The organism is Shewanella sp. SG44-6 (assembly GCF_014164185.1).
Taxonomy (GTDB): domain Bacteria; phylum Pseudomonadota; class Gammaproteobacteria; order Enterobacterales; family Shewanellaceae; genus Shewanella; species Shewanella vesiculosa.
The window spans coordinates 1-26,191 of record NZ_JACJER010000036.1 but is presented as its reverse complement, the minus strand read 5'-3'; the positions used below and the strand labels follow the sequence as shown (position 1 = coordinate 26,191).

Genomic DNA, 26,191 nt, shown 5'->3' with positions numbered 1-26,191 from the left:
TTCAGTTAGTCACTAACATTAGAGGGTTAAGGAGGGTTAGGTATTGTGACTCCTGCATCACATAGTGCAGGCCTAGGAAATGCATTACAATCTATATTCGTTTCAATAGATCCTGAGTTATATAATTCTCTTAGTTTAACCCCCGTATCACCTGGTAACCGGTCTTCCATTCGCTTAATGGTATTATCACGGCCTCCATTATTCACACTTGCATCTTCATCGGTTACTTTCTCTAAACTTAAGTCTTCTGGAAATTTACCCGATTCAACCATTAGACCAATCCATTCGTCAAAATTTATGGCACCAAAATCTACATCTGCTAACTCACCTAATGTAAACCCTCTACATTGTTCAACTTCATGCCATTCTTGTGGTGACGAGCCTATTTGTACAATCGCCTGCTCCATAATAATTCGGGATAATGTAGAAGCAAAACAACAATATTCATTTCTCGCCTTTGTCGTGCAAACTCCTAATGTCTTCTCACAAGGTACATGCTTAGCCAAGAAACATTTACGCTCCTTGAGGTTCGTTGGCATTTGTAACTCTTCTTCCTTACAAGCTGTAAGTAGGTTATATACCAACTTTATCAATTGATACATTGTGTATAAAAACATGACGAAACCTAGTACGTTAACCAGATACTCTGAAACATATTGTAATGATTCAGCACCGAGTTCATTAGTGCCTTCAGCTCCTAGTGCAGACGCCGCAGATTGGACCGCTTGCTGCATAACGTCAGGCATGACGTCATAGATATACTCATAAACACTATCCATAGCCGCAGCAACTGCTGCTGACACATCATCAAAGAAGCTTGTAACTACTGAACCACCCTCTGTTGCTATTGTGCTTGAGGTAGTACCCGCTACCGCCTCTGCTGAAGATACGAATGGCTGAGAAATAGTATCCCAAAAGCTGGTGGCTATTTCTGTCGCACTTTCAACTAAAGGATCTGTCACTCCACTCATATATTCAGTAGCAGAATCCCAACCACTTTTAACCATATCCCAACCTTTAGCTGCAAAGTTGTCCTTCATAAACATATCGGTGAAGGGGCCTTCTGCAGTAGCGGCATATTGCCCAGCTTGGAACAAAGTCTTGCTACCTTTAAATAAATTTGCTGTAGTATCCGTTCCATCCAAAGAGCAGCAATCATTAACCTTAAATTGGTCCCAAGAACAGTAATCCTTTTTCCCCACAAAAACTTGGCATGTTGAAGGATCGCTTGGGTCTGTACAGGCCCTGTCATTATCTAATTCATTGATAGATGCATACATCGCTGCCGTTTGAACGAAGTCAGTATTAGATTCATCTGCTTTAAATGCACAGTCACTCCCTATACATTCAGCATCACTGAAGCATGTGTCATTAACCTTTGACTTATTAAGGATTACTTGAGCACCTGTCTCACAGGTATAACTAATGTCCCAACCGAAGCAAGTTCCTGTACTCGAATTTAACCAGCCACTAGCACAAGTTGCTTTGTCGAAAACACATCTAGAATTTCTATCCAACACCTCACAACTATCGGGCATATTCAAAATATCTGAATAACCAAGAGTACCACCAGACATTGGCAATCTTGCCCCCTTTAATGGGTCGCATTGATAATCTTCCATATGCGCTACCATACAAGGCGTTAGCCCATCATCGCCTGGAAACAATGGTTCTAGATTAACAAGGTTATACTCTGAATTAACCCTATCTAGTTGAAATCTAATTTCCTCATCTGTAGGAGAATCAAATACCTCCCAATAACCTACATAGAATGGGTCAGAGGCCCTTTTTGGCCAATCATTTCCAGACGTTCCACGACCTACAGCTATTCTTGTAAGTTTCAATTGGTCAAATGCACCATTTAAAACTGTATATGAATCAAATTTAGTACCATCACTTGAGAAAAATGTAGCTCCTTTACCATCACTATTTATTTTAAAAGCAAAGGCAGTCCACTTATTTTTTTCTGGTAGTACATTGGTAAGTTTTGTGCCCTTGACTGCTGGTGGGTCATTAACTGAGTGAGTAGACAGACCAATAGAATCCTGACAGACCATTAATCCATCATCATTATTTCCATCGGTATCGCCATCCGTTGTAGCGATAATTAACCCGCAATTTGAGACATTTGACGTTGAGCTTACTGGGTCGAAATCTCGGCGCATGACCATTACTATGGCGTCATTATAATTAGCTGTTTTAACAGCTCCACTTCCAGCTGCTTCTGATAAATTTATATATTTAGAGTTATTATTAACAAGGTTAGATTGTAATCTTGCATCGCAAACCCAATTAGACGCAGTGCAAAAAGAATCTGTTGAAGTCAGTGCGGCTTCGCAACCTTCAGGATTCTCAATAATTTCCTCGGTCCATTCACCAGTTATTTCTTTATCGAAATTAAATTGTAGAGCAACATAACCCGCCCCTTTATCACCAACTGCAACGTCCAAATCTAATTTCAAATATCTATTGGTATTAGTAATATTTTGATTAACTAAGTCTGTTATATTTTGTGGTGCATTAAGAACATTGTATTTACTTCTTTCACAAGAACTATCTTTGTTAGGAAAGCCTCCTGGGAATACTCCATCAACTTTTCGTACAATCTCTTGATCGTTGATGTTCAATAACAGATGGTCATCCCATGCCATTTTAACAAGCGTGGTGTTGAGAATATTATAATCATCACCAATCTTAAATTGCGTACCCCAATGATAAATACCACAGGTATCGCCTTTATTGTTCAATGACTCTTTAGCCTCAGAACCGATAAGAACTTGCAAACAACTTGGTCCACAGTACGACATGTAAGAAGGATCGAAACCTACGATTGCAAGCGAATTAGGTGGCGTTAATACTCTTTTTTTTGCACATGAAGATAAATTATTTCGATTCGGTTTAAAGCATGACGTTTGGGTTTTTACCAGTGACCCATCAGTTACTTCCTGATAATCAACCATTTGCCGACTACAATCACCAAAAAACCTACCTCCATCACCATTTCTAACTGCATCCATTTCAGCAAAACCTTGTTGTAAAAAAGCCGCATCCGAGCCAATTTGCTGAGGTGGGTTAAGATTTTGTGTATCCATTAGAGTCAAATATGCTACAGCACTATGATCTTGCAAATCATTTGTCTCTTCTTGATTTGCACCTACCAGTGGTGTTGATTGCCCATAATCTTGATTTCTTTTTATTGACTCTTTAATTGATTTACTTTGATTATCTTGGTTTTGATATGTGTCGGTAGTAGATACTGGGTAACCATTATTAGAATCTAAACCCAATGCATCCTGTTGGGATAAATTAATAGTCACACTATCCTTTGTTGGATCTACTGAGTTTGCTTGGAGATCATAACCCCCACCAGCGTTATTCTGTGGCAACATAACTGCAGAAACCGCGCTCTTTCCAATGTCTAATCCAATTTGAGTGTAGTAGTCAAAATCTGGAACATCGGGTTTTGATGCAATACATAAGTTTGTATAAGGATCTAACTCTTTGCCTGCTACGCAAGAGGTAAAAACGCCGGCTGATGTAACGCAACCACCATCTTTGTATGTTTCACCGACTCCACAGGAAGGCAACGAACCAAATTGGCATTGTGACCCATCTTGAAAGTAACCTACTGGACATTCTATAACTGGAGTTGCTGAAGTTATCTTCTCACAAACGCCGACATCTGCCATTTGAAAACCAGAATCACAGGTTTCGATTGCTGTTTCATACAATGAACGGGTACAAGATTGATTACTGTTAGTTAATAACCATGATTGATCTGGTGTTGACTGAGTTTGAGTATCACCAGCTGAGCACAAACCTAAATTTTGATAGCTTTGAGGGCACGATAATTCTATTGTTTCAACTGCCCCCCCATCATTTGGACATGTTTTGCCTAGTGGTGTTTTTAATTTGAAACAAACACCATTTGAAAATGCATCCTTATATTGAGCATTGCAGGACGCTATACTTGAAGCAGATTGTCTTGCTGAACAAGACTGAGGGTATGCCGGATCGGTAAAATTCCATGGCCTCTGAATATCAATCCAATTTGTGCCATCATTAGGACATAAGTTGATGCTGTTTCTTGTTTCAACTTTCTTACAAATTGCCTTTCCGTTCATGTTAGTAAGGACAAAACCTGGTGTTAAGCAACTAAAATTAGTAGGTTTTTGCTGCTTCTTAATACACACGCCATTATTAAGGCTCATACCCGTTGGGCAAGAATACTCTAGAGGCACAGGCATAGTGATTGCCGCTTCTAGATCAAAGCTCCTTGTAGCTAAATATACAACAAATGAAATGGTTAATAAGTTAAATAAATACATCAGAATGACTGAGTAAGTTACTGACTTTTTAACGGTTGATACTGGTTCGATAACATTGGTTGTCATTTTTACTACTCCAAGATTCTTACGCAACAATCTGTATAGCGAAAAATTGAATAAACAGCATGCATATCTTTACCCTGTCCTGGAGAACTTCTACCTGCTGCCCACCACATAGTAGGCATACCTAAAGGGTGACAACATTCATCCCATGAACCATCAGACTTACCACCTGGAGCCCCAGCAGCAGCTGCTGCCGGATTTGCTTCAGGGCTAGGAAACATCATGGACAACTTATATTGTGATCTTGGTATCATCGGGTCGTAGTGAGGCTGACACATTGCATCCTTACCAAATGTAGTACGCGCAATACCACGACGATGAAGCGAAGCTAAAGCTCTTGTAGCTATAAGCTGTGTATTCCTTATGAAATTACTATCTGCTGTTATAAATGCCGTTAAAGGGTATAAATGGCCATCCAAACCAGCACAGAACCAAGCATCTTCACTTGACGATCCTGAAGCTGAAGCTTCTATGCCTTCTGCAATACACACGGAACGTCCTGCAGGGTTAGCGATAGGTATTGCATCGGGTGTAAAAAGGTATGAAAGTGGCGAGTTATAAAAAGTGATATCCAAAATTGACATATAGGCGATATCTAAATCGACAAATCCTGGGCTTGTGTCGCATTCCGGCAACAAGAACATACCCAACATTTTGAAAATCGGATTAACAAGATAATTATAATGAAGGGCTGACATTGTAGTAATGCTTGGTCCTCCACCCGATGAAGGGATACCCATCATAGTCAAATCATCTTGCATAAGTGTTCCCCCCAATGTTGGAGAACACCAAGGAATAGGGCTAACTTCAATGAGGTGATCAGGACTCCAGTAACCTAATGCGACTCCAGGCGATGGAACGCCTAATGAATCGGCACAAGAACAGAAACTATCAGTGTTTGCACCGTCAGGTACTTCTGAAGAAAACCCTGCTAAATTAAATGGTAATGTACAACTCCAACAAAATTTATTAATTAGGTTTTGAAAATAATGTGCATCCGGACAAATGGAGTCATCTGCATGACTAAAAGAGCTTATACTTAGCAAAATAGCTACTGAAATACTTGTTAATAATTTTTTTATGTGTGAGTTATGATTCATGGGTAATTTTCTCTTGTTGAAGCCCTAGTAAAGACCTAGTACCAAACTCAGTAATCTGAATAATGCCTTTTTTAATTTGAATTTTCGCAGGGGTATGCTCAAGTTTAAATTTTTCATACATGTCTGGTTGAAGTATAAAAATTTGTTGTTTGAATAAATGTTGCATATCTTTAATGGGTTCAAAATCATCGCTTTCTTCAATTTTGCTGAGCAATATATGCTTCAAACCTAGGGATTTATCTGTTAAAAGTTGTTGCTTAACAAACTCCCTCTGCTTCTCACTTGTTGAATCGAGTACATACATGGTTATTGGTTGATCCATTAATTGTGTTGGATCAACAATATCCCCAGCTGAGGCAAAATGAGTACCATCCTTTGATTTAACTTCTCGAGTGAACTTTACTCTAGGATCAATAATGTAATGAATATCATTTTCACCGGTTAACTCTGGAAGATTAAAATTGGTATTTCTTGCAATATATCGGCGTGTTGCATCTTTCTTCTTTTGTTCCCAATCGATACCAGACAACCGCTCTTTAATCACTTCAATAACATCTACTTCTTTAATTGCATAACTAACTGATAAAGTACCTAAATTCCCTCCTGAATTTAGATTCCTTGATTGTTCAATGAAAGTTTCAAAAGTTTCAAGACCTGAGGCCACCACGGTCTTATTCCCGTTACGGTAGACCATCGATGGAGCACTATTAATACCGTATTGGTAGAAAAGCCTTGGGTCCATTTTTACATTGGGTTCAGTCAGTAGGCCAAGATCATCGATAACCCTTCTTATCGCCAAGGACGTTTGGTTAATTGCGGAGTCCTCTTCACGCATCCCTCTAAATACAATCGAGACATCGCCGCCCTCTTTACTTGCTGCAGTTAACATGTTCCGAAGTACTTGTTTAGGCATATTGAAGCTGGCAAAAAGAATAAGCTCTTCATTAGTGCCTAAAATTCCTTTTGTTTTATTATATTGATTTAGTTTGATGTCTTTTGGCCTGAAATTAGGATCTACGCCTAGAACGGCACTACGAATGACATTGGCCTCCGCATTCATATCTTTGAAGTCACCAGCCCATTTAGACACATCGGACTCTCCGGTAGTAGCCCAGCTAGGTAAGTCACTTTTAGGTGCTTCAATATCTTTTCTAGCCTGGTCCATCAAAGCTTTAGAACGCTTAATGTTATCTAAATCTTGTTGAGTAAACTCATAGTTAGATTTAGGTTTTAATTCGTTGCCATGCGATGGATTAATAGAATCATTTGCTATTGCAGCTGAATGCGAAAATGAAATAAGAGTAGAAATTGTTGCTACTTTAAATAATGAGATATGCACGACCAACCACCTGTTTATCAACTATTGCACCGAAAAATCGACTATCATAACTTCCAGGAAATGTACCGATCATGAAATATGAGTTATTAGGCACGATATAATTGCCTGTTAAGTCTTCAACATTTTTTTCTAAAAATAACGCAGCCTCTTCTAATGGGGCATAATAAATTTTGCTTGCGTTCACTACTTTATATTTATCAACTTTAACCGTGTCACCAGCGACTCCGGCTACAAGTTTTATAATCTTTACACCTGAAGGCATGATGTCAGTCTCATGTGATAGAACCATAGCTAATTCACCAGCCTTAGGTAGAACCCCCTTCTTTACAACAAATAACCAGCCAGGTATGCATCTGTCTGAGTTCCCAACAAAAACTAACTTGTAATTTAATGTGAATGAATAACATAAAAACGTTAGGGTAATAACGAGTGCCAAAGGTATATACAACCGATACCATCGCCACCCAATAGGTTCTATATCATTGTTCTTTATGAAATTATTTATGATTCCGGTTTGGCTCGGTAAATCCCCTTGATTCATAGTCATGTTAAGCTCTTACACAATAAAATCCTTATCGCAATGCTATACGCACAACGTTGTAATTGCAAGTATAGGCGGCTGGTATACAGACCTATGGTGATTATTACTATTAAATAAACATGCTATAAATGAAAAAAGGCTAACAATTTCTTGTTAGCCTTTAGGGATTAATTTATCAGTTTAAGTTATTTTCATTTGCAATTTGTTAAGGCGTGATTCTAAAACCAACCGCAAAAACTCAATATCATTTAAACAATCACAAATATCACGTTTTTTAGTTTCTTCTATCTGCATTTTCAACCAGTTAGATACCTCAGGGGCTGCTAATATTAATTTTTCATCCATAAAGTCACCTTCAAACATAAGCTTAAGCCTTTACTAATATGAATAAATTCGTTCAATTGAATTCGAATATGCATTTGAGTCGTCAACACCTCTTACTACAATTCGAGATTTATTCCCTGCAGTCTTACTGACGTTAATGTAAGAACCTGCATAAGGTAAAACGATCCCGTCTATCTCCCACTCGTAACGCATAATGCGCCCATCAGAATCGTTACATTTAACATCCAATCTTATGATAGATGCATAATCTTTCTCTTCTGCATCACAAGTAGGAGGGATATTTTTAACAACTGAAAGTGGGAACGTATATGAACGTTTTAGCCCATAGTTAGTTTCAACATTGGCTGTAATATTATGATTTCCGGCCATTAAGTCACGGATCATAATTGAGCCACCAATTTGCTGCTGCTTAACACCATCAACCTCCCATTCAATAAGACTTATTCGGTCTAGAGGGTGCCCAAGCGAACCATTTAACCTTGCAGTTACAATTAATGGCTCACGCATTAAATTATTACTAAAACGAGGATCAATAGTAAGGTTAGGTTCTGGGGCATTAGTCACACTGATATACATCATGACTTCTTTACTGTGACCTCTATCATCAGAAATAAGCGCCTTAATCTGATGTTGTCCTGAAGTTGTCACGTTAAACACTAATTGCTTATCCGTTTCTCTGATAACTTCGATTTCAGACGGTATTGACCATACCGTTTTATAGGTAATACGAGCCAACGATGGAGGTAAATTTATTGGATTTGGAATGTATACCGATCCAGAGGCCGGTGCATAGGACGTTCTAGCACCGCCATTAATCTCAAAGTTAGGGAACTCATATACCCACATCTTAGCTGTAAATTTATTGATAGATAAAGTTTCTGAATAGTAACCTTCAGCCCAAGCATAAAACTCAAATTGACCGCTACTATTTAGTACATCTTCAGCGGTAGGCATGTATTCCAATTCCAAGCCTTCTACAAAGGTTCCATTAGGCAGCTTCCATTTACCTTTAATTATTGTTGGAGTACCACTATCAACCAACCTAACGGTAGGTTGAAGTAAATAATTAACACCTTTTTCCATTAGCCTCGGCTGGTTAAAAATTATCCTTACAGGTAACGGTCTAGCTTTTAGAATATTATGCTTTATATAAGACCAACGTTTGGTTTCAGCTAACTCGGTTCCTTTGTAGGCCATACGAGCTTGCAGCCTAATCAACTCGCTTCCCATTTCGACGTCGAGAGAATTATCTCCTGCCTCCCATGTAGCGCCATTATCCAATGACCACTCGATATCAGCATTATTGGTATCAGCTGGTGTTTCATGGTCAAACAACTGGATTGTAGTAACCTCGCCTGGATGTAAAGCTTGCGATCCCGTTAAAGACAGATCAGGTAAAGCATAAACTAGAACCTCTTGGTAATTTGTATATTGGGTTTTCCCTGTATACTTATTTGTCACATGTGCTCTGAATTGATATAAACCTTCTTCATTTAGAACCTTAACAACATAATCTTTCGATTCAGCTATACTTACCCAAGTAGCTCCTTCATCAGTACTCATTTCCCAATTAACAGCACCTTTAGCAACTCTATCTTCATTTGAATCAGGTACAAATAACATTTGTGCGGCAAATGGAGCTCTACCTGCAATTCTTCGTATTTGAGCATTACCATCAATGGCAGCACCTTTATACACTTGAAAAAATACCTGATTTGACTTAATCGTTTTGGAATAATCAGGGATAGGAGATTTCGCTTCTAACAGAGTAAGGAAGCGATAACCGCCCATGCTGTACCTTGTTAAATCTATATCGAAGCTAGCCTTACCATTATCATCAATATCTTTAGCTTCTGATAAGAACTCATATTCGTAAGTACCATCCCTATTTCGAGACTCTGTGGCCAATCGAGCAGTCCAATCGCCCATTGTGGCTCGGTCAAATGTAATTTCTCTTGTACGTAAATTTCTAATTCCAAGCTTTAGTTGTGTCGGAATAATATTTGAGTTTGTTTGAATAACATCCCCTGACTCAAGAGAAGCCGTCATTGATGAACTTGGAGCATGAATGACCCTAAAGGTCTTTTCTGATTCGACTGCTTTATCACCCAAGTAAGTGGCCTTTAGTTTCACAGTCCTGTCTGTCCATAATGGTGCAGGTTCTACAGTCAAAGACCGCGACAAACGTGCTTGTTTTGCAACAAACCCCGTTTGAGAATACTCGTAAATAGTATTTGATGAATCAGTGTCAATTTCATATCTGAGATCACCATTATCAAACTCAGCCGTAGTAGAAGTTATATAGCCTCCATCTACACCTGTAACAAATATCCCAGGTTTGTATTCACGATAAGTGTTAATGCTTAATAATGGTTTTACTGGCTCTTGAACATCAAATTTTTGTTCTCCACGATATGCAATTGACTCAACACCATTTTTGTTGATCATCCACACATTGTAATAGGCAGTATTTTCACTAGTGGCATTATTACTTTTGTTAAAGGCTCCCATAAGCGTTTGAAGACGCCTATCCCAACCACCGTTTGTTCCTGATGGAGTGCTAACCCATTCGACTCCGCATTTATATGTATAATTAGTTCTTGAAGCACGAGCAATACCTAACGATTCGTAAATATTACAACCAGGACCTAATGTTTGCCTTAACGGGAAGCCTATTTTCTGGACAGAACGCTTATAGGTAGCTGAACGATCATCAAGGCCCCAGGCAACTGGCATGTATCGAATTGGCAATTCTGCGGTGGATTTATTCCCAGCATTATCCTGAACAACTAAGGCAATTGTTAGGTCTTGATTAGGTGAAATTTCATAGTCTGAACTTCGTAAGCGTTTTAAATATTCAAAACCTTCGGCAACACTTTCCCCTAACACACTATTACCATTAACTTTCGCTGAAACAACCTCTCCAGCACCTGACATAGAGTCTACAGCTGCAACAATGACTTCATCAAAAAAGTAGACAGGATCTGATGGTGAAAGGGGCTGACCATTTGTCGTGAAAACACGAATTTCAGGTGGATAGCGATCTATGGGTTTGGAATCTAATACATTTCCTTCCCAAGTATTCCCATAAGCATCTTTAACATTAGCAACAGAATAATATACCCCATCAGGAACATCGCTAAGTGCAAATTCAAAAATGAACTTGTCACCTATTTGTGAAGTATTAATTGGATTGAGTAACATTTCTCCCGTTGGCAACGAGATCATACTGGCTAAATTAAGCATGTCATCCCCACCCAATTGATAGGTTGGTATGACAGGTTTGTATAATGGATCTGGCTGGAGCTTCAACGTCGCTATTGGGTGCCACCAAGTACCCTCTTTCCCATAATGAGGCGTATCAACTACTAGAATAGCTTTTTCATTGCTAATAACTATTGTTTGCTCGTTTACTGGGATTGTTAACAGCTTTTCATTACCCGCACTAACAGCTTGCATATTATAATCATTTAAAGAGGGCGCACGATAATCCCAACCTAAATCATACAAATCCTTGGTGACTATTTTTTGTGTCGTAAAATAACCGTTTGAAGCATCAGCCTCAACCTCAAAAGTTCGAATTCCCTTAATAGAATCATCATTGCTCACTGTAGTTGATGCAGCACTAATAGAACAATTACCTGCACCCTCTGCAACGTCACAACTGCCAATTGATTTAATTAAGACTCGCTGTGGATATGGTTTAGGTTCAACACTAACCTGAATCGTTTTTAGAAGGTCGTTACGGCTATATGATGTTACGGACTTACCAGGTTTAGTGCCTGAAGAAACAGTGGTAGAGTAACTTATGATAAGTGGAAGCGTGGCCCGAGCCACTTGAACACTCATACGCCCTGATTCAACTAATATCTTTTCTTGATTTGAACCGCTAAAGATAGAAACGTTGTAACCTACCTCTTGATCCCCATAATTAGCAAAATAACCTGAAGCAACACCCGCATTAGATGTGAGTCCTGAAGGCAGCACCCACTCAAAAAGGCATAGCAAATCACCATTTTTTTGCAAATGTGCTTTAGCAAACTCAACCGAAGAAGTTAATAAACAACCGGCACCGGCACCTTGACTTGCTTTAAAACTAACTGGCTTTACATTTGCAATTGTATCAGCGACAGCGGGAAGGACAACATCTGGCGATTTCCCAACCAGCTCCCCTGTTATCGTAATACCTGAAACTGCATTTACAACAGGACTCATCCCTATGGCCATAGCCACCATGCCGCCCTTAACTAACTGGAGATATCTCATCCAACCCTCGCTATACATAAAATCCAACACACATGATAATACATGCAAGATTAAGTTACCAAGACATTGTGTAAATAACACACAGGATTTTAAAATAAAATAAAAAAAAGCCGCATCTTCTGAGAAGAGCGACTTTGAGTTAGGTATTGGTAAATGTTATTGATTTACTAATTTCTGAGAATCTACTGAACAATCATCCAGTGTTGGTAATTTAAATAAATCAGCTGTTGTAATTAGAGTTCTCTCTACTTGTTCCACATGGTCTATCTTATCCATATGATCAAAACCAACAATTAGACTTTTAAATATCTTATGCTTTAGATTATCAACCATTGAATTCTCATAACCTAGCATATCAAGGCAATTTGAACTTGCTTTAATCTGCTTCGACCCTTCGAGTTGAACATCAATGTTATCTTCTAACATCTTTCTCAAGCCATTTGCATAACGAGTTAACTCAATATTCAAAACACTACCATCTACACCAGCTTCTGATAACGCCTTAACCAATTGCTTATTCTCAGTGTCAAGCTCTACAGCAGTTAAACTAAAAGGTAGCAAGGCGAGAAGAGGCAGCAAAATGTACCTAGACAACATTCCATTTAACCTCGCGACTTAATTACTCTTATAGCTTCACTTAACTCTGAATCAGAAGCTACACCTAAGTTAATTACTTTACCGGATGCGTCTTTATAGATAACTGCAGGAGTACCGGTTACCCCCATAGCAGACATTAAATCACCATTTCTTATAATACTTGCTTTAGTCTCCGGAGTGGCATCAGCAGTTGGTACTTTCTTGCCGCTTTGTTTGAGCTTTTCATGGATAGCCAGTGCTTCTGATTTTCCATCAACTAAGGCTTGAATTGCACCAGGTGAATCTGGACTAAGCCAAGCTACAGGGATTAATCTTACATCGATTTCATTACTTAACATCAAAGGAATCAGCCTGTTCATCAAAGCTGAGCACGCGCCACAAAAAGGTTCATAAAAAACATAAAGGGCATTATCGACATTTGGATTAACGGTTGGACTAGCTTGAATATGCATTGCTGAAGTTAATTGACTCCACAAAGCAGGATTTAATCCAGGAGATTTATCTGAAATAAATTTATCTGTTAAGTTTATTCCATCTGAGCCTACTAACGCACCCGCGACAACAAACTCACCAAAACTCCAATATAACTGTTGAGTTCCACCCAGATCAACCAACCACCCTTTAGCTACAACACCTGACTCACTGACTTCAAAAGAGTCGATTAGTTTGTTTCTAGGACTCTTATCAAACAAATTTTGTAATGTTTTAGGGATACCAATATTAGCAGCCTGGAAGTTTTTATTAACGGTGGAATTAGACTGTGATTGACTATCGTAGCTGATATCCTGTTGATTCAGACCTACTTTAATACCACTGGATACTCCAAAAAATAACACTCCACCAAAAATGGCTGACTGCAATATGGTTTTCTTAAACTCTAAAGTAATCAAAATAATTTCTCACAACTATAATATTATGTGTTGCATACTACACACAGGTTTTACAAGCCGCAAGATATGTTGATAGTTTTGAATGCTGAATTTCTTGATTCAGTAACTGCCCAATGATTCATTTTGAGAAGGCCACTGCAGAATCAAGTGCTTCAGGTGAAACACTGCGACCATAGATATAGCTATTCAAAACTCCTTTTTGAGCTTTAGAATTTGTTCGTGATTCACTAGACAGGTTACCAAACCCTCTTTGTTTTATGTCTTCAAAAGCTAAGTGCAAACCTGATGTGGATGAGCACACTAACTCGAGCCTCGCTAAAGTTCTATCTGTAATTTGTTTGTTGCAATAAAGGTCGTAGAACCCTATACCACCGAACCTCGCCAACCTGCCCCTAAGCTGATGATGCTGCACTAACCCGAGCCTTTCAGGGTTCAACACAATTATTTGGTTTAAATCTGGTACTGTTAATCCTGTTTCAACGATAGTAGTAGAAATAAGGATATTTATGTCGCCATTCTTAAAGTTGTTTATAGCCTTAGTATTATCTTCGTTACTTTGACCGCTATGACTAATGCCAACACTAGTACCTATGGGCAAATCTTGTCGGTATTTATCGACAAATTTCTGCCAAGAGATATATGCTTTCTCTGCACTGGTGATGTTAGCCATTAAATTCGAATCGCTATCAGATTTAAGAGCGCAGATGACAAGTAACTTATTCCCTGCTTTTAAATTTGACAATGTTCTTTCAAATAAATATTTACGATCACCTAAATAATGAATTTTCGAAATTAGCTCTTTCTCTGTAAAACATTCGGTTAAATGAAACTGATTAATAAACCCATGCTTTAATAATGCTGCAGAACGAGGGATAGGAGTAGCAGTAGACTCTAATAGATGCCCACCACCTTTACAGAGAGTTTCACGCTGCTCAACCGAGTATCGTTGTTGCTCATCTACAATAACAAGGTCAAATGGTACATGCCAATCTTGGAAAAATAATGAAGTGGTGCCTACCCATAACCTTGATGTTTTAGACCTTTGCCAATCTACCTTTACGCCATCTATAACAAGCTTAGGGTTTAAATCAGGGAAAAAACCTAATAATTCATCGTACAACTGGTTGGCTAGATTTTGAGAAGGCGCGAGGAAGACAACACGACCTCCAGCATCACAAAATGACGCAGCCAAAACTTGCATCACACAGCTTTTACCAGTACCTACATCACCAATTAACATCGCTTTTTGCGAATGGTCAGAGTCAAATAGTTTTGATAATTTATCAACACAATCGAATTGCTCATGAGTCATAGAGAAGCTTAATTGCTTAGAACGTTCAAAATAAGTTTTTGATACGATCTTTGTTCTTGCCTTGCCCCACTTCAAAGCAGTACTTCTAACCTCTTCAGCAGTTAATAACGCAGCAAGTTTTTCAATATATCCCTGATATTCAACTGCTAAGTCCACATCCGTTGGAAAATGTATTTCAGTTAAGATTTCTCTAAGTGTTAATCCTAATGGTATGCAAATATAATTATTAAGTATCTGGTTTCTATTGATTTTGGATTTAAAGAAATCGGTGAAAGCATCACACGTTAAATTAATAGAAGAATGAATATTTTCTACCACGAACTTGATAGCAGAGGACGGTAAAGATTTATTTTTATAACTCAGTGAGTAACTGACATTTATTCTATATAACTCGTTTACATCAAGGGCCTTTGAGTTGTTTAACATCCATTGACCACGTTGAAACACCGGCTTACCTGAAAGGTGAACGATGTCACCTTGCTTATATAGGCCTAAAAAAGATGTTAGAACAGCACCGGTACCAAAAATATTGGTTTGCAATGAGTTACCATTGACATCCAGAATCTGGATTGTGACAAACGGAGCTTTGTTATTCATATATTTTACTTGGGAGCAACTGAGTAACGTACCGCGACAAAGTATTTTCATTTCCAACGATATTTCACTGAAATGACAGAAATCACTAACTACATAATTATTGTTAGAGTATTTGTGTGGCATTACCATAGGTAACTGCCACATTTCTTGAATTCCAATACTTTTTAGTGCATTAGGTATAAGCATGAGCCCCCCAAAGGTTGATGCTCACAAGGTACATCAGAAACCAAATGCTACAAGGAAGTAGGCCCTTTTTTATTCAGTTAATATTGAATTATAAAATTCTGAAGCATGATCAATTGTCGATTCTATCTTTGAATTTACATCAACAGGAAAGCATAAATCTGACAAGTAATCGTCTGAATCCGTGGAAAATACATTATAGCTAGCTATGGCGATTTGTTGACAATTCAACGGGATGGTTGAATTGTCATTTATTTTAACGCCTAAGAAAGTATCCACTTTAGAAGCTAAATCACTCAGACCCCAACAAGTTAATAATTTGGGAGTAATTATTGAAATTGCTGCCAATAAATCTGTTTCATTAATTATTTTTGAGGTTGATTCGGATTTTTCAAGCTCGTGCAAAATTGGTAAAATCCCAACCTGACATAGAAGACCTGTAAGGTAGTCGCCACCGTTGAGCTCCAAAGCTTTTGCAATAAAAACACTTTTACCCCAAACAGATCTTAACAACTTATTTGCTTGGTCAGAGTCTGATTGAAAACTTTGCTCCATTAGTGATGAAACAACTAGGTTTTCTAATGAAGCAAGTCCTAAGCGGATAGCGATGCTCTTCAAGTTTGACTTTTTATTAACGGTTTTTACAGAATACATTACCGAATTACCAAGCTTGTACACTCTAAGTGACGTTGCCGGATCTGATTCAATTAATGCAATGTAATCAGATAGCTCAGTATCATCACTAGCATATAAGTCAAGTGCCCGTATTAACAATTCTGGAGGGGATGGTAACGATTCACTATCAAGGTTAGATAAACCTACTTTGACGTAGTGTGAGTATAGAATTCCATCTTCAAGTTGATCCTTTAATAATCCCATTTTAACCTATTACGCTCCAACAAAGTGTGTATAATAAAAAATCCCTAAATGAGGTGTAAAGCACAATGATTATAAAAACTAAACCATTGGTATTGTTACTTTTAACTGCATCACTTAGTTATGCATCAGCCGCTGAACAAACAACAAGTGAAACTGAAATGTGCTCAAGTGTTGCATCGCAATATCGATATTTCGATGATGCATATCGGCAAGGTGCTAATTTTAACCCGTACACTGCACACAGAACAACTAATAGCATTAATGCTAAGGCTGGAATTTACAATGCGTTATTGATTGCGTCATTTGCTGACAAAACTAATGTCACTAAACAGGCCATTGACCAGGATTTAATTAAATTGGCTTATGACAATACGCGAGTAGGTGCATCACCTACGTTTGGACAGTACTACGTTTTATTTAATTGTATGAATGTTATACGTGGCACTCCACAGGATTATTATCACTGCGATACCTTTTTGAACGATGGCGTCAGTGAAAACAGTATGCAAAGGTTTTATGATTGCGCCATCAAATAAAAATGTGATGCCCTAACGATTTTAAGGCATCACATAACACCTAACCTTCTGGATCAGCGGATTCATGCCCCTCCTCTATAGCTATTGCACGACATGCTTCCCACAACGTTTTACCTTGAGCCATTACATTATTAATTCGATTCTTATCTTTTGGGTTGGTGCTGTATGAAAGGCCTTTAGCTCTAGATAAGTACAAGCGACCAATATCCTGTGACCCATTAGTCTTAATTAATACTTCTGAATAATATGGTGGATTAGTGTGAACACTCTCTAGAAGCATGAAGTCTGTTTGATTACTAAAACGCCCCTCTGATTTGAACGCTTGCAGCTCTTCGTCATTTTGTCTTAGATACATCATGTGAGCAGAGTTACTGGCCATTGCAATACCTGCAGGACTTTCAGTAGCATCACGAATTGACTGACTTATACAACACCCGAGTGAGTTATACTTTCGGAATCTTCGCCATCCTGACTCAAGGAATTTTGCTAGGGTTTTCAATACTTCGCGAGTTAAAACATCTGCACTCTTATCATCTTTAAGTAGCTCCCAAGCTTCATCCAACAAGAACATTTTACGAATGGAAGCTTTAGACTCTTCATGGCTGAACATTTCTTGTTGAATACGTTGAATGCACAGCATAATTGCTACTGCTTTAACTTGGTCTGAGCCATTCAAAGCATCCAATTCCAGTACTACAAAGCTTTTCTCAAACTGAATTGACGGCTTATTTTGGTTAAACATCCAACCATGCTGCCCCTTACGACTACGACACCAAGGGGTTAACTGGTCTGAAATTTCTTGTATTCGCTTATCCTCGTGTCGAGAACATAAATCAGCAACAATATCAATTGAGCCATTTACACCATAATCGCTCCAAACCTGGCACATAATCACTGACATTTGCGAAAACTGATAACTACTACATTCCCCCATAGGGAACGCCATAAGCTTTAGAATATTAAGCAGCATTTCACCTTGAGGTCCGATAGGACTTCGCTCACTACTAACAATTCCATCATTAGAGTCGTATTCATTGATAAAATCTTCTTCGATTGTCTTGAATGGACAAAGGTTATATGTGAACGTTTCGTTTGGAACAACCTCAACAAATTGACCTCCGACTAATTCTGACAACTTAGAATATGAGCGACCAGAGTCGATAGCAAACACTCGCCCTCCGTCAAATGGCTTTTCCTGAGAATATTCATCATAGGTGCTACTGTTAAATCTATTCTGACAATCACCTAATAGGTTGATATTTCCTGTACTCAACAAACCTTCAATCAAATTGTTAGCGAAGAAAGATTTACCACTACCACTAGTAGCTGTAATAAATAAATTATAATTAGTCTCTGATGTAAATGGATCGAACATCATTAACTGTCCGTCTCGACCGACAAAAGTCATGACTGGTTTTTGGACGGTATTGCCACGCCAACTTGCCATCATAGGAACAAAAAACTTCAGTAAGTTACTTGGCAAAATATCATAGCGTTCTATAAAGTCGGCAATATTAGTATTTGGGCCCAATGGCAATGAACTAAGCCAGGTAAGCAACATAATATTTTTGTCTTCGATTGCTTTCCAGCCTCGAGCTTCTATGCGAGTAATTAAGTTTCTAGTCGTTTTTTCTAATTTATCATCTGATGAAGCCATTACCTGAAAGTTAAGGTGATACCGGCAGTGCTGCGCTTTTTCTGCATTAATATAGTGTTCATAATATTCAAAGTCTTGAAGACCATATTTAAGTGATGAAATCCAACGTGCCCAAGGGCCTTCACCTATTTGCTTAGCGACTGTTCTTTTAGCGCCGTAAACTTTTTCTATTTTTGATTTGGCAAACTCTACATTCAAGTTAATAGTAAAGTTTCCTTGCAGGGCACTTTTACCGTGCAGCCAATCGACGACTAATTCATGCAAGTCACCAAAATTTGCGTTTTCGGCATACTCCTGGATACTAATACTTTTTATGTGACGTTCTGAACCATCTGCGTTTGAGAAGATCAAAGATGATGGTTTTACTTCGAGGGTAGAGCCTATTTCTAAATATTGATGTTTAATTGGCTGTGTAGGACGGTAACACCCTTGCCGGCCTTTAACTTTTACCCCCTTACGCCAAACTGCATCTTTTGATGAATTGTGTAACAACTGCATTCTATGGACAAATATTTCAGGTTCAGCAGAAATAGCGTATCCCATTAACTGATTAAGAGTTTCCTGAAGTTGGTTAGTTTGCTCTACAAAGGTTTCAATCTCATTTTGAGTCGGAACTTGTTTTTTTATAGGATTTTTTATTGTGACCCATACTTCGAAGTGCCGCAGTGGGACCCCATCCATATTCGGGCCAGGCAATGTAGTCCTTGTGAGTTTTTTTAGAAATTCAGCAGCATGTGAACCCTGCTCATCCATGTCTAACTCACCAGAGTCCTTCATCCGTTGGCCACGAATTTGATGAAAGGCATCTAGTTGATCTGTAATGTTATCTGAAGCAACTAATGAAATTTGCAAGAAACTATTTTCAGCATATTCTCGACGAAATAAACTGTCTAAACTGGTTAGAAGCTTCATTGAAGCACCAGATAATGGAGGGCATAGATAGGTATTACCTAAAAAACCGCCATCCAAAAGGTATCCTAAATGTTTACCGTCTTCATCTACGATATTATCTAGAACATGAATAACCTCACTATATTTGTGAGCGGATAACAAATCAGAAGTTGCATTAGAAAACATATTTATTACCTAATCTTAGTTGTTTCTTATTTGATTAAACGTCTCTTTTGTAAAAGCTGGTGCTCTATCAGTGCCTGACATTTGCGCTGCTTTATCTGCAGCTGTAGGCGAACGAGTTTGAATACCTAAACCATTTTGTGATTGTTGGTTCATCCTTCTCTCATCTTCGAGACTGACTTGCCTAATGCTTAATGGAGTTATCTGAGCTGGCATATTGAACGCTTCTCTACCATAGGTGTATTTACGCTCTTCTATTTCAGAATAAACGTAACCTACGTTTTGCAATCTACCGAAATTATCTTGCCAAGGGGCAAACGCCACTCGTAACATTTTTGGCTGCTTTCTTACGGCAATTGGCTCTGGTGCTGGCAACATCCGATTCAAATCTTGCGTGTTTTCATATGCTCTACTCATTTGTTGATAGTCATAGGCTGGAGGTGCCTGCATCACCAGCTCACCCTCAGCATCCACCTTCGCTTCTTGATGTTTGTGGTCATGATCTTCATTTGAATGTAACGCCATACGCCTTGCTTTTTCACGGCTAATTCCATCCGGTGAATCAGTTAATTCAAGTGCTTCACGGGTCGATGTGCATGGGATGCCTGGGTCTAACGTGATTGGGCAAACTGTTGGCTCCTCACCGACCTCAAACATAGAGGAACAGCCTGATAACAAACTAGCTGTTAGGGCCAACGATAGTAATGTTTTATTCATCTCAATTACCTGCTGTCGATTTTATAAATTTATCTAAGTTAGAAGGCGCACCTTGCTTATGAGTCCCATCAGATGCAATTAAATATGGTAAACGTTGAATTTGCATAAATTGAGACAAGCCAATAACTTTAATTATTTTAGAAGTGTCGCAATTCTCAAGCGTCTCAATCTCAGTATAATCATCACCTGACATCAATAAATCAACCGACTGATTCTGATCTTTTGCACACCATAATTCACGCCCTCTTGCGCCTGAAGGCTTTCCTTGAGCTACAGGAGTGAGAATCAAACCAAACTTATATTGATTAGCAAGACTTTTAATTTGGTCAAATAAAATGGTATTAGCTTCACTCGAAAGTGAATCCACAAAAACATAAAGGTCAAAATCAGGCTTATCTACCCCGTAGGAATAAATAGGTAAATCATAACTGGTGATTCCAAAGCTAGACAAATGAGCCTTCCATGAATTTTTCGCATCCGATTCGGTAAGAATTTGCCTCCGATTCCAACCATCGATTATCAGGCCGCCTTTAATTAACAGCCTTCCATCTGGAGAAGCTAGGAGCGTTTCACCATCTTTGGTTTTTACCATCATAAGTGACCGAACAGGCAATGCATGCGACCAATCGACCGTATCAAGCACAGAAAGAGCTTTTTTAATATCTTCGTCTGAGAATACAGTCCTAACCTCAGGCGTAATTAACGAAGATGTATTTGAACTATTTCTATTTGCGTCAAGCAAAGCATCTATTGCTACATCCTCTAACCCCGCCAAAGCCTGAAAGCAGACTCCTGCTAACGATAAGCAAAGGAAGTTCTTCAAATATTTGTTGTCAATCATTCACTAAAACTCAGCAATAATACCAAGTTTCTTACTATACAACAAAATGTGTTGAAACTAAAAATGTATTTGCATTTAACGTTGGATGTGTAAGAATGGGTTTGTCGATTTAAATGTGAATAGGTTACAAAGCAGTAACCAGAAGAAGTGTCCCAACCCTCTTCTTTAAGTAAAGACCATTACTTGCAGGAATGCCCTGCTTCACAAAATCTTTAACCTACCTCTGATTTGGTAGGTTTTTTTTTACTCCCCCTCAAATAAACCAATCAACACCAGCTAACCAAAAAAATACCCTCACTTTCTTGCACGAAAAAACTTCTGTGGTGTAATTACCTTATTAAATTAATTCAAGAGACAAATTATTATGGATTTATGTTTTGATGCTTTTTTTGATGAGGCGTATGCCGGTCCAACAGAATTCACCGTTACTGCTCCTGAAGCTGAATGTACTGATCCTTCACTTCTAATAGCTGCGAATGTTCAAATTAAGACCCCGACAGTAAAAGTTAATGTAGTAAGCACAAAACCAACGAAGAAGGTATGCACCTTAAACAAAGAGTTAAGTGCTCTTGCACAACCGGCTTATGATGACTCTGGCAACCCTAATTTTTTAGATGAGGACGGTGCCCTTGTTGATGGTATTTATCTAGATTTACCTAACAAGACATATCAGAACTTAGATGCATATGGCAGTAGCCATTTTAAAACCTACATCACTTCCCCAGCGCATTATTATGAAAAATATCTTTCTGATAAGAAAAAAGAACCAACTTCTACTAAGCATTTTGAAGTTGGCGACATTACTCACGAATTAGTTCTTGAGGGGCCATGCGCAGTAAGTGAACGTAGATTTATTCTGATAGATCCAAACGACTACCCTCTTGACATGCATTCAAGTGCTGATCTTAAAGCTGAATGTGAACGCTTTAAAATAAAGACTTCAGGCACCATTTACGAAAAAGCTAATCGCTTAAGTACCTTAGGGAAATCAAGCCGTATGTACTTTGATTTCAGACAGTTACAACATATTAAAAACAATGTTGGTGAAGAATGTTTCAAAGAAATATCTAAACTGATAGATGATGAAGATTTAGTTGTGACGTCAGATGAAGTTATCAAAATTATTAAGTCCAAAAACTTGATGAACATGCCATTAAAACAACCTGTTAACCCGAGTGATTACAAAGAAGCTGTTGCATTGCATTGCGGAATGTCTAGAAACAAGTCAGCAATTAAATTATTTGAAAAAGGTGTACCGGAAGTTACCTTTATTGTGACTGACCCATTGACCAAATTAAAGCTTAAATGCCGTACAGATTGGCTTTCATTCCTTGGGGATGTGATTCTTCCTACGGATTTAAAAACGTCACGCAGTTGTAACCCTGCTGTGGCCGCTTATCAATTTGCAGAGTTAAGCTATGACATCCAGGCGGTCTTTTATCTTTATGTAATACAACTATCTGGCTTGGTAACTCCTAAACGTCAATTTCCATTCGTCACTTTAGAAAAAGGACCCAGCTCTATCTGTGAAGTATTAGAAATTCATGAGTCAGATTGGGATGAGGCGGAATCAACTTTACCAAAACTCCTGCAGAGCTTTAATACTTTTATCAGCAACAAAATCATAACTGGCTACACCAAAGATGGCATATCGGTTATTAAGTTAGCTAAGCGGAAAAACGGGTTTTTTCTAGACCTGTAATCCGAGATTATATAAATACTAACTTCCACTTCCTTGCAGCAAATGAAATTAGTTATACCATTTAAACCACAAAGTGATTCCTGGATGCAGAATAGGCAGTGGCAACCCTGCCGTATCATGTTGATTACATCAAAATCCGGAAACATCACTAAAGTGTAGCGATGACATAGACCTACCATATTTTGATGAGTGGAAGAATTAACATTTAGGGGAATTAATATGTTGGTGACATACATGATTGCGAATCAAAACGATTTCACTAGACGGTATAAATGCGATATTTGCGGATGCGATGTGAACTGCCTGCATTCGTTATCATTTAGTAGAAAAACAGTACTCCTAAATGGAAGCCAAAATCTAATAAATTATGGGATTCATTCGAAAGGCCACAAACTATGTCTTAAGAATCAGATTCCTATCCTTCTAGACCGCAAGACCGAAGAAAACCCAGAATCACTTAAAGTAGAGGGTCAGGTTTTAGATATTACTCAACTAGAAGCTACTTGGTTATCAACAAAGTTAAATCAAGCAAATGGCACTGTTGAAAAATGGCTAGAAGATGGTTGGATTCCCGTTGAACACCACCAATCATTAATTAAAGCTCTAAATTTGTAAGGAGTTAATTTATAATGGAAAAAAATCAAAACCTTAAAGTCTTGGCCCTGCTAGTAATCATTAAAGGACTTTTATCTATCGTAGATAAAAAAAAGAATAAAAACTTTTATGTGATTGAAGCCACCAAAGTATTAACTGGTGCCAACATGGTCAAAAATAGCACAAAAGTTCACAGTACAAACAAACAGCACTTTTTTTTCGCATAAGGGGATGACTATGAATACTGAACAATTAAATGCAAAAATAAAAACATTAAGCCATGAAGAGCTAGTGCTCGTTTGTGAAAAATTGACTATGGAATATTCTACATTAGCATCAATATTTGGATTGAGTTCGGACGATATTTCATTTCCTATCGATACCATCGAGCGATGCTTACGAAATGACGTGTTGACTCATCCAAACATGTCGAACCTAATCAAACTTAACAATCAAACTACGGTTCAATTTACATGCCACGACCAAGTATTCATGCCTAACTTAGAAGACCTGATCACCATCGATGAAAAAGTTAAGTTAGGTGATACAGAGGGAACAGTCACTGGAGAAAGGAACTCATTATTTGGCACTTGGAGAATAGTTTAAAATGTCTATAAACATCACTAAAACTGACCTTGATTTTATTATTGCTAATTTCACACAAATTCGCTCTACAAAGCTAATTAATGGCATTCATGAATACTATTTCAATGTGAGAAAATACGCTAATGCAAGTAAATTGGCTGGGGTTGACCGAAAGTCAATTAGAATTAATGTTATCAAAATCAACGATATCGTAGATCGTTTGGAACAGCTAAAAGATTGCGCTGATACATTAGAAGAAATGACTAAGAAACACTTCGATGTTATGTTAACTTTTGCGCCGACTCATAAAGACAATATAGTTCATAACAGCGCATTGACTTGGCACAAAAATCTTAAATTTAACAACGACAGCAACATACATCTTTTATTGGCAAAAAAAAGGTCATTTGATGATCTAATAAATCGAACGACCGATAAACTAAAACTAGTTAAACTATGGCATTCAATGCACTCCGAAAACGATTAATGCCTCAGAGAATTACTAACTTAGCTTCCCCCCGATTGTTTTTGCCTTCCTTTTAGCTGACTTAGCCGCTATATCAGCTAAAAGGGCCTTAGTTTCGTCATGAACACTTCGACTAAAAAATTCCGAATATAAGTGTAAACGTTCTAAATCAATTTTTGCTAATTCAGTTTTAGGGTCATATGTTTTTAATGCTTTACGGTATTCTATGAGTATTGTGAAATTCTCTTTTTTCCATGCACCTTCAGCATGCGACCCAGGAATAAACCTCTTACGCTTGACAAGTTTGGGACGGAGAGGTTTTACATTGATCTTACTTGAAACAATCTCAGGAACATGTAAAAACCTAATCCTACCCGTCTTACCGTTAACCAAGACATTTTCAAAATTAACACTAACTTTAGACCTTAAATTAATCTCATCTACAGCTGGTGTTAAAACCCTCTTCCTAAAGTCTCTCCAATCAGCGTATTTAGTCCCTAACCCTAAATAGTTTTTGAGTGAGGAAATTTCTACAACCGTAGTGACAACCCTCGTATCCGGATCAATTTTTTGGCTTAGCCAATCAAATTTTAAGTATTGCCCTTTTAGGAGCAAGAAATTGATACTCAACGCATGATCTTTATCTCTTGGAAGCTGGGCAAGTTGAAACTCTGAATAATTAGATTTTAAATTAAATAGGAAGGGCTCAACTAAACTAGAAAACTCGATTATGAAGTCACCATCTTCTTCATCAATTGGTGAATCTAATTCGTTTAACCAATTTACTTTTCTTTCGCGAAGTTTACCGGAATCATTATCGATGTACTCAGAAGTGAAGGTTTTAACAAGTAAATCATTCAAGACCTGTTTAATCGTCCTTCTTAACCGGTTGATTTGAGGCTTATACGCTTCATTACCTTTTATCAACTGAAGCTTATCGGCAAACTCCTCCGTCGAAAATTTAATCTTACCAGGATTAGGTTGATAACCATTGATTGACGACAGAGAAAACAAAATAACTAAACGTTCATTTTTGTTCAGATTAAAAGGCGTCTTGATTAGCTCATTACTAAACCTAACCAAGTCATTCTCTGGCAAACTTAAGGATGTTCTATTCGTCATTTAGGCACTCAAAAAACCATTAATTGGGTAAAACATTTTTCGTTGGAACTGTAGTATTTGGCCAATATACTTACAAAGTTTTCAGATGTCCACAACAAGGATCTATTTTAGCGATCAAAAGATCGCTTTAATGAAAATCAAACTGACTGCTGTTAGTCGAAAATCTACAGGTTAAACAAATAAAATTAACTCCACCTTTCAAATGTCCACACCGTAAATTAGCATCTAGACGGAAAAATAGTTGGTAACTAACCGAAACCCTCAAGTAATTACTGAACTAGTGAAAACATCAAATGACTAAAACTGTCCACACCAGTATTTATCTCATTTAGATTAACTAACACTAACAGTCATTCGGGTTCTGCAGAGACTAGCCCTGAGGCCTTACTTCAATCCATTCGGCTAAACTGTCCACGTCAGCATTCAATTCAATTCGGCTAAACTGTCCACGTCAGCA

General features: G+C 38.1%; 20 protein-coding genes. 6 read left to right on the top strand and 14 right to left on the bottom strand.

Annotated features, from left to right (window positions below; genetic code table 11):
• Window positions 1–26: 26 nt before the first annotated feature.
• The 10 genes from traN to H5185_RS08580 all read right to left on the bottom strand — a co-directional run bounded on the left by traN (window position 27) and on the right by H5185_RS08580 (window position 16,440).
• Complete coding sequence (traN, locus tag H5185_RS08625; protein ID WP_182741847.1) at window positions 27–4,394, bottom strand: conjugal transfer protein TraN; 4,368 nt, start codon at window positions 4,392–4,394, stop codon at window positions 27–29.
• 5 nt (window positions 4,395–4,399) lie between these two features.
• Window positions 4,400–5,491: a TraU family protein gene (locus H5185_RS08620; protein WP_182741846.1), complete on the bottom strand. Its 1,092-nt coding sequence runs from the start codon at window positions 5,489–5,491 to the stop codon at window positions 4,400–4,402.
• On the bottom strand, window positions 5,481–6,830 hold the full coding sequence (locus tag H5185_RS08615; protein WP_182741845.1) for a TrbC family F-type conjugative pilus assembly protein: 1,350 nt from the start codon (window positions 6,828–6,830) through the stop codon (window positions 5,481–5,483). The genes H5185_RS08620 and H5185_RS08615 overlap by 11 nt, the downstream gene beginning before the upstream one ends.
• Window positions 6,811–7,377: a S26 family signal peptidase gene (locus tag H5185_RS08610; RefSeq protein WP_182741844.1), complete on the bottom strand. Its 567-nt coding sequence runs from the start codon at window positions 7,375–7,377 to the stop codon at window positions 6,811–6,813. Before H5185_RS08610 ends, H5185_RS08615 begins: the two co-directional genes overlap by 20 nt.
• A 174-nt stretch (window positions 7,378–7,551) precedes the next feature.
• Complete coding sequence (locus H5185_RS08605) at window positions 7,552–7,734, bottom strand: hypothetical protein (protein WP_182741843.1); 183 nt, start codon at window positions 7,732–7,734, stop codon at window positions 7,552–7,554.
• A gap of 15 nt (window positions 7,735–7,749) precedes the next feature.
• Window positions 7,750–11,982, bottom strand: a complete 4,233-nt coding sequence (locus tag H5185_RS08600; protein WP_182741842.1) for an Ig-like domain-containing protein — start codon at window positions 11,980–11,982, stop codon at window positions 7,750–7,752.
• Window positions 11,983–12,138: 156 nt separating this feature from the next.
• Window positions 12,139–12,579 carry a hypothetical protein gene (locus H5185_RS08595; protein ID WP_182741841.1) on the bottom strand — a complete coding sequence of 147 codons (441 nt, stop codon included), beginning with the start codon at window positions 12,577–12,579 and terminating at the stop codon, window positions 12,139–12,141.
• Between the two features lie 5 nt (window positions 12,580–12,584).
• Window positions 12,585–13,469: a thioredoxin fold domain-containing protein gene (locus H5185_RS08590; protein WP_182741840.1), complete on the bottom strand. Its 885-nt coding sequence runs from the start codon at window positions 13,467–13,469 to the stop codon at window positions 12,585–12,587.
• A 118-nt stretch (window positions 13,470–13,587) separates the two neighbouring features.
• Window positions 13,588–15,564, bottom strand: coding sequence for a helicase-related protein (locus tag H5185_RS08585; protein WP_182741839.1), 1,977 nt, complete (start codon window positions 15,562–15,564; stop codon window positions 13,588–13,590).
• Between the two features lie 69 nt (window positions 15,565–15,633).
• Window positions 15,634–16,440, bottom strand: coding sequence for an HDOD domain-containing protein (locus H5185_RS08580; protein ID WP_182741838.1), 807 nt, complete (start codon window positions 16,438–16,440; stop codon window positions 15,634–15,636).
• A gap of 65 nt (window positions 16,441–16,505) precedes the next feature.
• On the opposite strand from H5185_RS08580, the gene H5185_RS08575 reads away from it, so the two are divergent.
• Window positions 16,506–16,976: a hypothetical protein gene (locus tag H5185_RS08575; protein WP_182741837.1), complete on the top strand. Its 471-nt coding sequence runs from the start codon at window positions 16,506–16,508 to the stop codon at window positions 16,974–16,976.
• 40 nt (window positions 16,977–17,016) lie between these two features.
• Here H5185_RS08575 and H5185_RS08570 read toward each other — a convergent pair whose 3' ends face one another.
• Genes H5185_RS08570 through H5185_RS08560 form a run of 3 tightly spaced genes read right to left on the bottom strand, consistent with a single transcriptional unit; the run spans window position 17,017 to window position 21,265 of the window.
• On the bottom strand, window positions 17,017–19,710 hold the full coding sequence (locus H5185_RS08570) for a TraC family protein (RefSeq protein ID WP_182741836.1): 2,694 nt from the start codon (window positions 19,708–19,710) through the stop codon (window positions 17,017–17,019).
• Between the two features lie 15 nt (window positions 19,711–19,725).
• Window positions 19,726–20,424 (bottom strand): TraV family lipoprotein, encoded by a 699-nt coding sequence (locus H5185_RS08565; RefSeq protein WP_182741835.1) that lies wholly within the window; start codon window positions 20,422–20,424, stop codon window positions 19,726–19,728.
• Between the two features lies 1 nt (window position 20,425).
• The gene (locus tag H5185_RS08560) at window positions 20,426–21,265 is read right to left on the bottom strand and encodes a hypothetical protein (protein ID WP_182741834.1); all 840 of its coding nucleotides are present in this window, start codon (window positions 21,263–21,265) and stop codon (window positions 20,426–20,428) included.
• Window positions 21,266–21,629: 364 nt separating this feature from the next.
• Here H5185_RS08560 and H5185_RS08555 point away from each other — a divergent pair, with 364 nt between their 5' ends.
• The 5 genes from H5185_RS08555 to H5185_RS08535 all read left to right on the top strand — a co-directional run bounded on the left by H5185_RS08555 (window position 21,630) and on the right by H5185_RS08535 (window position 24,633).
• Window positions 21,630–22,967 (top strand): PD-(D/E)XK nuclease-like domain-containing protein, encoded by a 1,338-nt coding sequence (locus tag H5185_RS08555; RefSeq protein WP_182741833.1) that lies wholly within the window; start codon window positions 21,630–21,632, stop codon window positions 22,965–22,967.
• Window positions 22,968–23,201: 234 nt separating this feature from the next.
• The gene (locus H5185_RS08550; protein ID WP_182741832.1) at window positions 23,202–23,582 is read left to right on the top strand and encodes a hypothetical protein; all 381 of its coding nucleotides are present in this window, start codon (window positions 23,202–23,204) and stop codon (window positions 23,580–23,582) included.
• A gap of 14 nt (window positions 23,583–23,596) precedes the next feature.
• A complete protein-coding gene (locus H5185_RS08545) occupies window positions 23,597–23,788 on the top strand; it encodes a hypothetical protein (protein ID WP_182741831.1) in 192 nt (63 codons plus the stop codon).
• Between the two features lie 10 nt (window positions 23,789–23,798).
• Window positions 23,799–24,167, top strand: coding sequence for a hypothetical protein (locus tag H5185_RS08540; RefSeq protein ID WP_182741830.1), 369 nt, complete (start codon window positions 23,799–23,801; stop codon window positions 24,165–24,167).
• A gap of 1 nt (window position 24,168) precedes the next feature.
• Window positions 24,169–24,633, top strand: a complete 465-nt coding sequence (locus H5185_RS08535; RefSeq protein WP_182741829.1) for a hypothetical protein — start codon at window positions 24,169–24,171, stop codon at window positions 24,631–24,633.
• 15 nt (window positions 24,634–24,648) lie between these two features.
• On the opposite strand, the gene H5185_RS08530 is transcribed toward H5185_RS08535, so the two are convergent.
• On the bottom strand, window positions 24,649–25,734 hold the full coding sequence (locus H5185_RS08530) for a replication initiation protein (protein WP_182741828.1): 1,086 nt from the start codon (window positions 25,732–25,734) through the stop codon (window positions 24,649–24,651).
• Window positions 25,735–26,191 lie beyond the last annotated feature (457 nt).

Excerpts from the sequence above, each read along its gene's own strand:
- traN (WP_182741847.1), bottom strand. The coding sequence starts at position 4,394 with ATGACAACCAATGTTATCGAACCAGTATCAACCGTTAAAAAGTCAGTA.
- H5185_RS08620 (WP_182741846.1), bottom strand. The coding sequence starts at position 5,491 with ATGAATCATAACTCACACATAAAAAAATTATTAACAAGTATTTCAGTA.
- H5185_RS08610 (WP_182741844.1), bottom strand. The coding sequence starts at position 7,377 with ATGACTATGAATCAAGGGGATTTACCGAGCCAAACCGGAATCATAAAT.
- H5185_RS08605 (WP_182741843.1), bottom strand. The coding sequence starts at position 7,734 with ATGTTTGAAGGTGACTTTATGGATGAAAAATTAATATTAGCAGCCCCT.
- H5185_RS08600 (WP_182741842.1), bottom strand. The coding sequence starts at position 11,982 with ATGAGATATCTCCAGTTAGTTAAGGGCGGCATGGTGGCTATGGCCATA.
- H5185_RS08595 (WP_182741841.1), bottom strand. The coding sequence starts at position 12,579 with ATGTTGTCTAGGTACATTTTGCTGCCTCTTCTCGCCTTGCTACCTTTT.
- H5185_RS08585 (WP_182741839.1), bottom strand. The coding sequence starts at position 15,564 with ATGCTTATACCTAATGCACTAAAAAGTATTGGAATTCAAGAAATGTGG.
- H5185_RS08580 (WP_182741838.1), bottom strand. The coding sequence starts at position 16,440 with ATGGGATTATTAAAGGATCAACTTGAAGATGGAATTCTATACTCACAC.
- H5185_RS08575 (WP_182741837.1), top strand. The coding sequence starts at position 16,506 with ATGATTATAAAAACTAAACCATTGGTATTGTTACTTTTAACTGCATCA.
- H5185_RS08570 (WP_182741836.1), bottom strand. The coding sequence starts at position 19,710 with ATGTTTTCTAATGCAACTTCTGATTTGTTATCCGCTCACAAATATAGT.
- H5185_RS08565 (WP_182741835.1), bottom strand. The coding sequence starts at position 20,424 with ATGAATAAAACATTACTATCGTTGGCCCTAACAGCTAGTTTGTTATCA.
- H5185_RS08560 (WP_182741834.1), bottom strand. The coding sequence starts at position 21,265 with ATGATTGACAACAAATATTTGAAGAACTTCCTTTGCTTATCGTTAGCA.
- H5185_RS08555 (WP_182741833.1), top strand. The coding sequence starts at position 21,630 with ATGGATTTATGTTTTGATGCTTTTTTTGATGAGGCGTATGCCGGTCCA.
- H5185_RS08550 (WP_182741832.1), top strand. The coding sequence starts at position 23,202 with ATGATTGCGAATCAAAACGATTTCACTAGACGGTATAAATGCGATATT.
- H5185_RS08545 (WP_182741831.1), top strand. The coding sequence starts at position 23,597 with ATGGAAAAAAATCAAAACCTTAAAGTCTTGGCCCTGCTAGTAATCATT.
- H5185_RS08540 (WP_182741830.1), top strand. The coding sequence starts at position 23,799 with ATGAATACTGAACAATTAAATGCAAAAATAAAAACATTAAGCCATGAA.
- H5185_RS08535 (WP_182741829.1), top strand. The coding sequence starts at position 24,169 with ATGTCTATAAACATCACTAAAACTGACCTTGATTTTATTATTGCTAAT.
- H5185_RS08530 (WP_182741828.1), bottom strand. The coding sequence starts at position 25,734 with ATGACGAATAGAACATCCTTAAGTTTGCCAGAGAATGACTTGGTTAGG.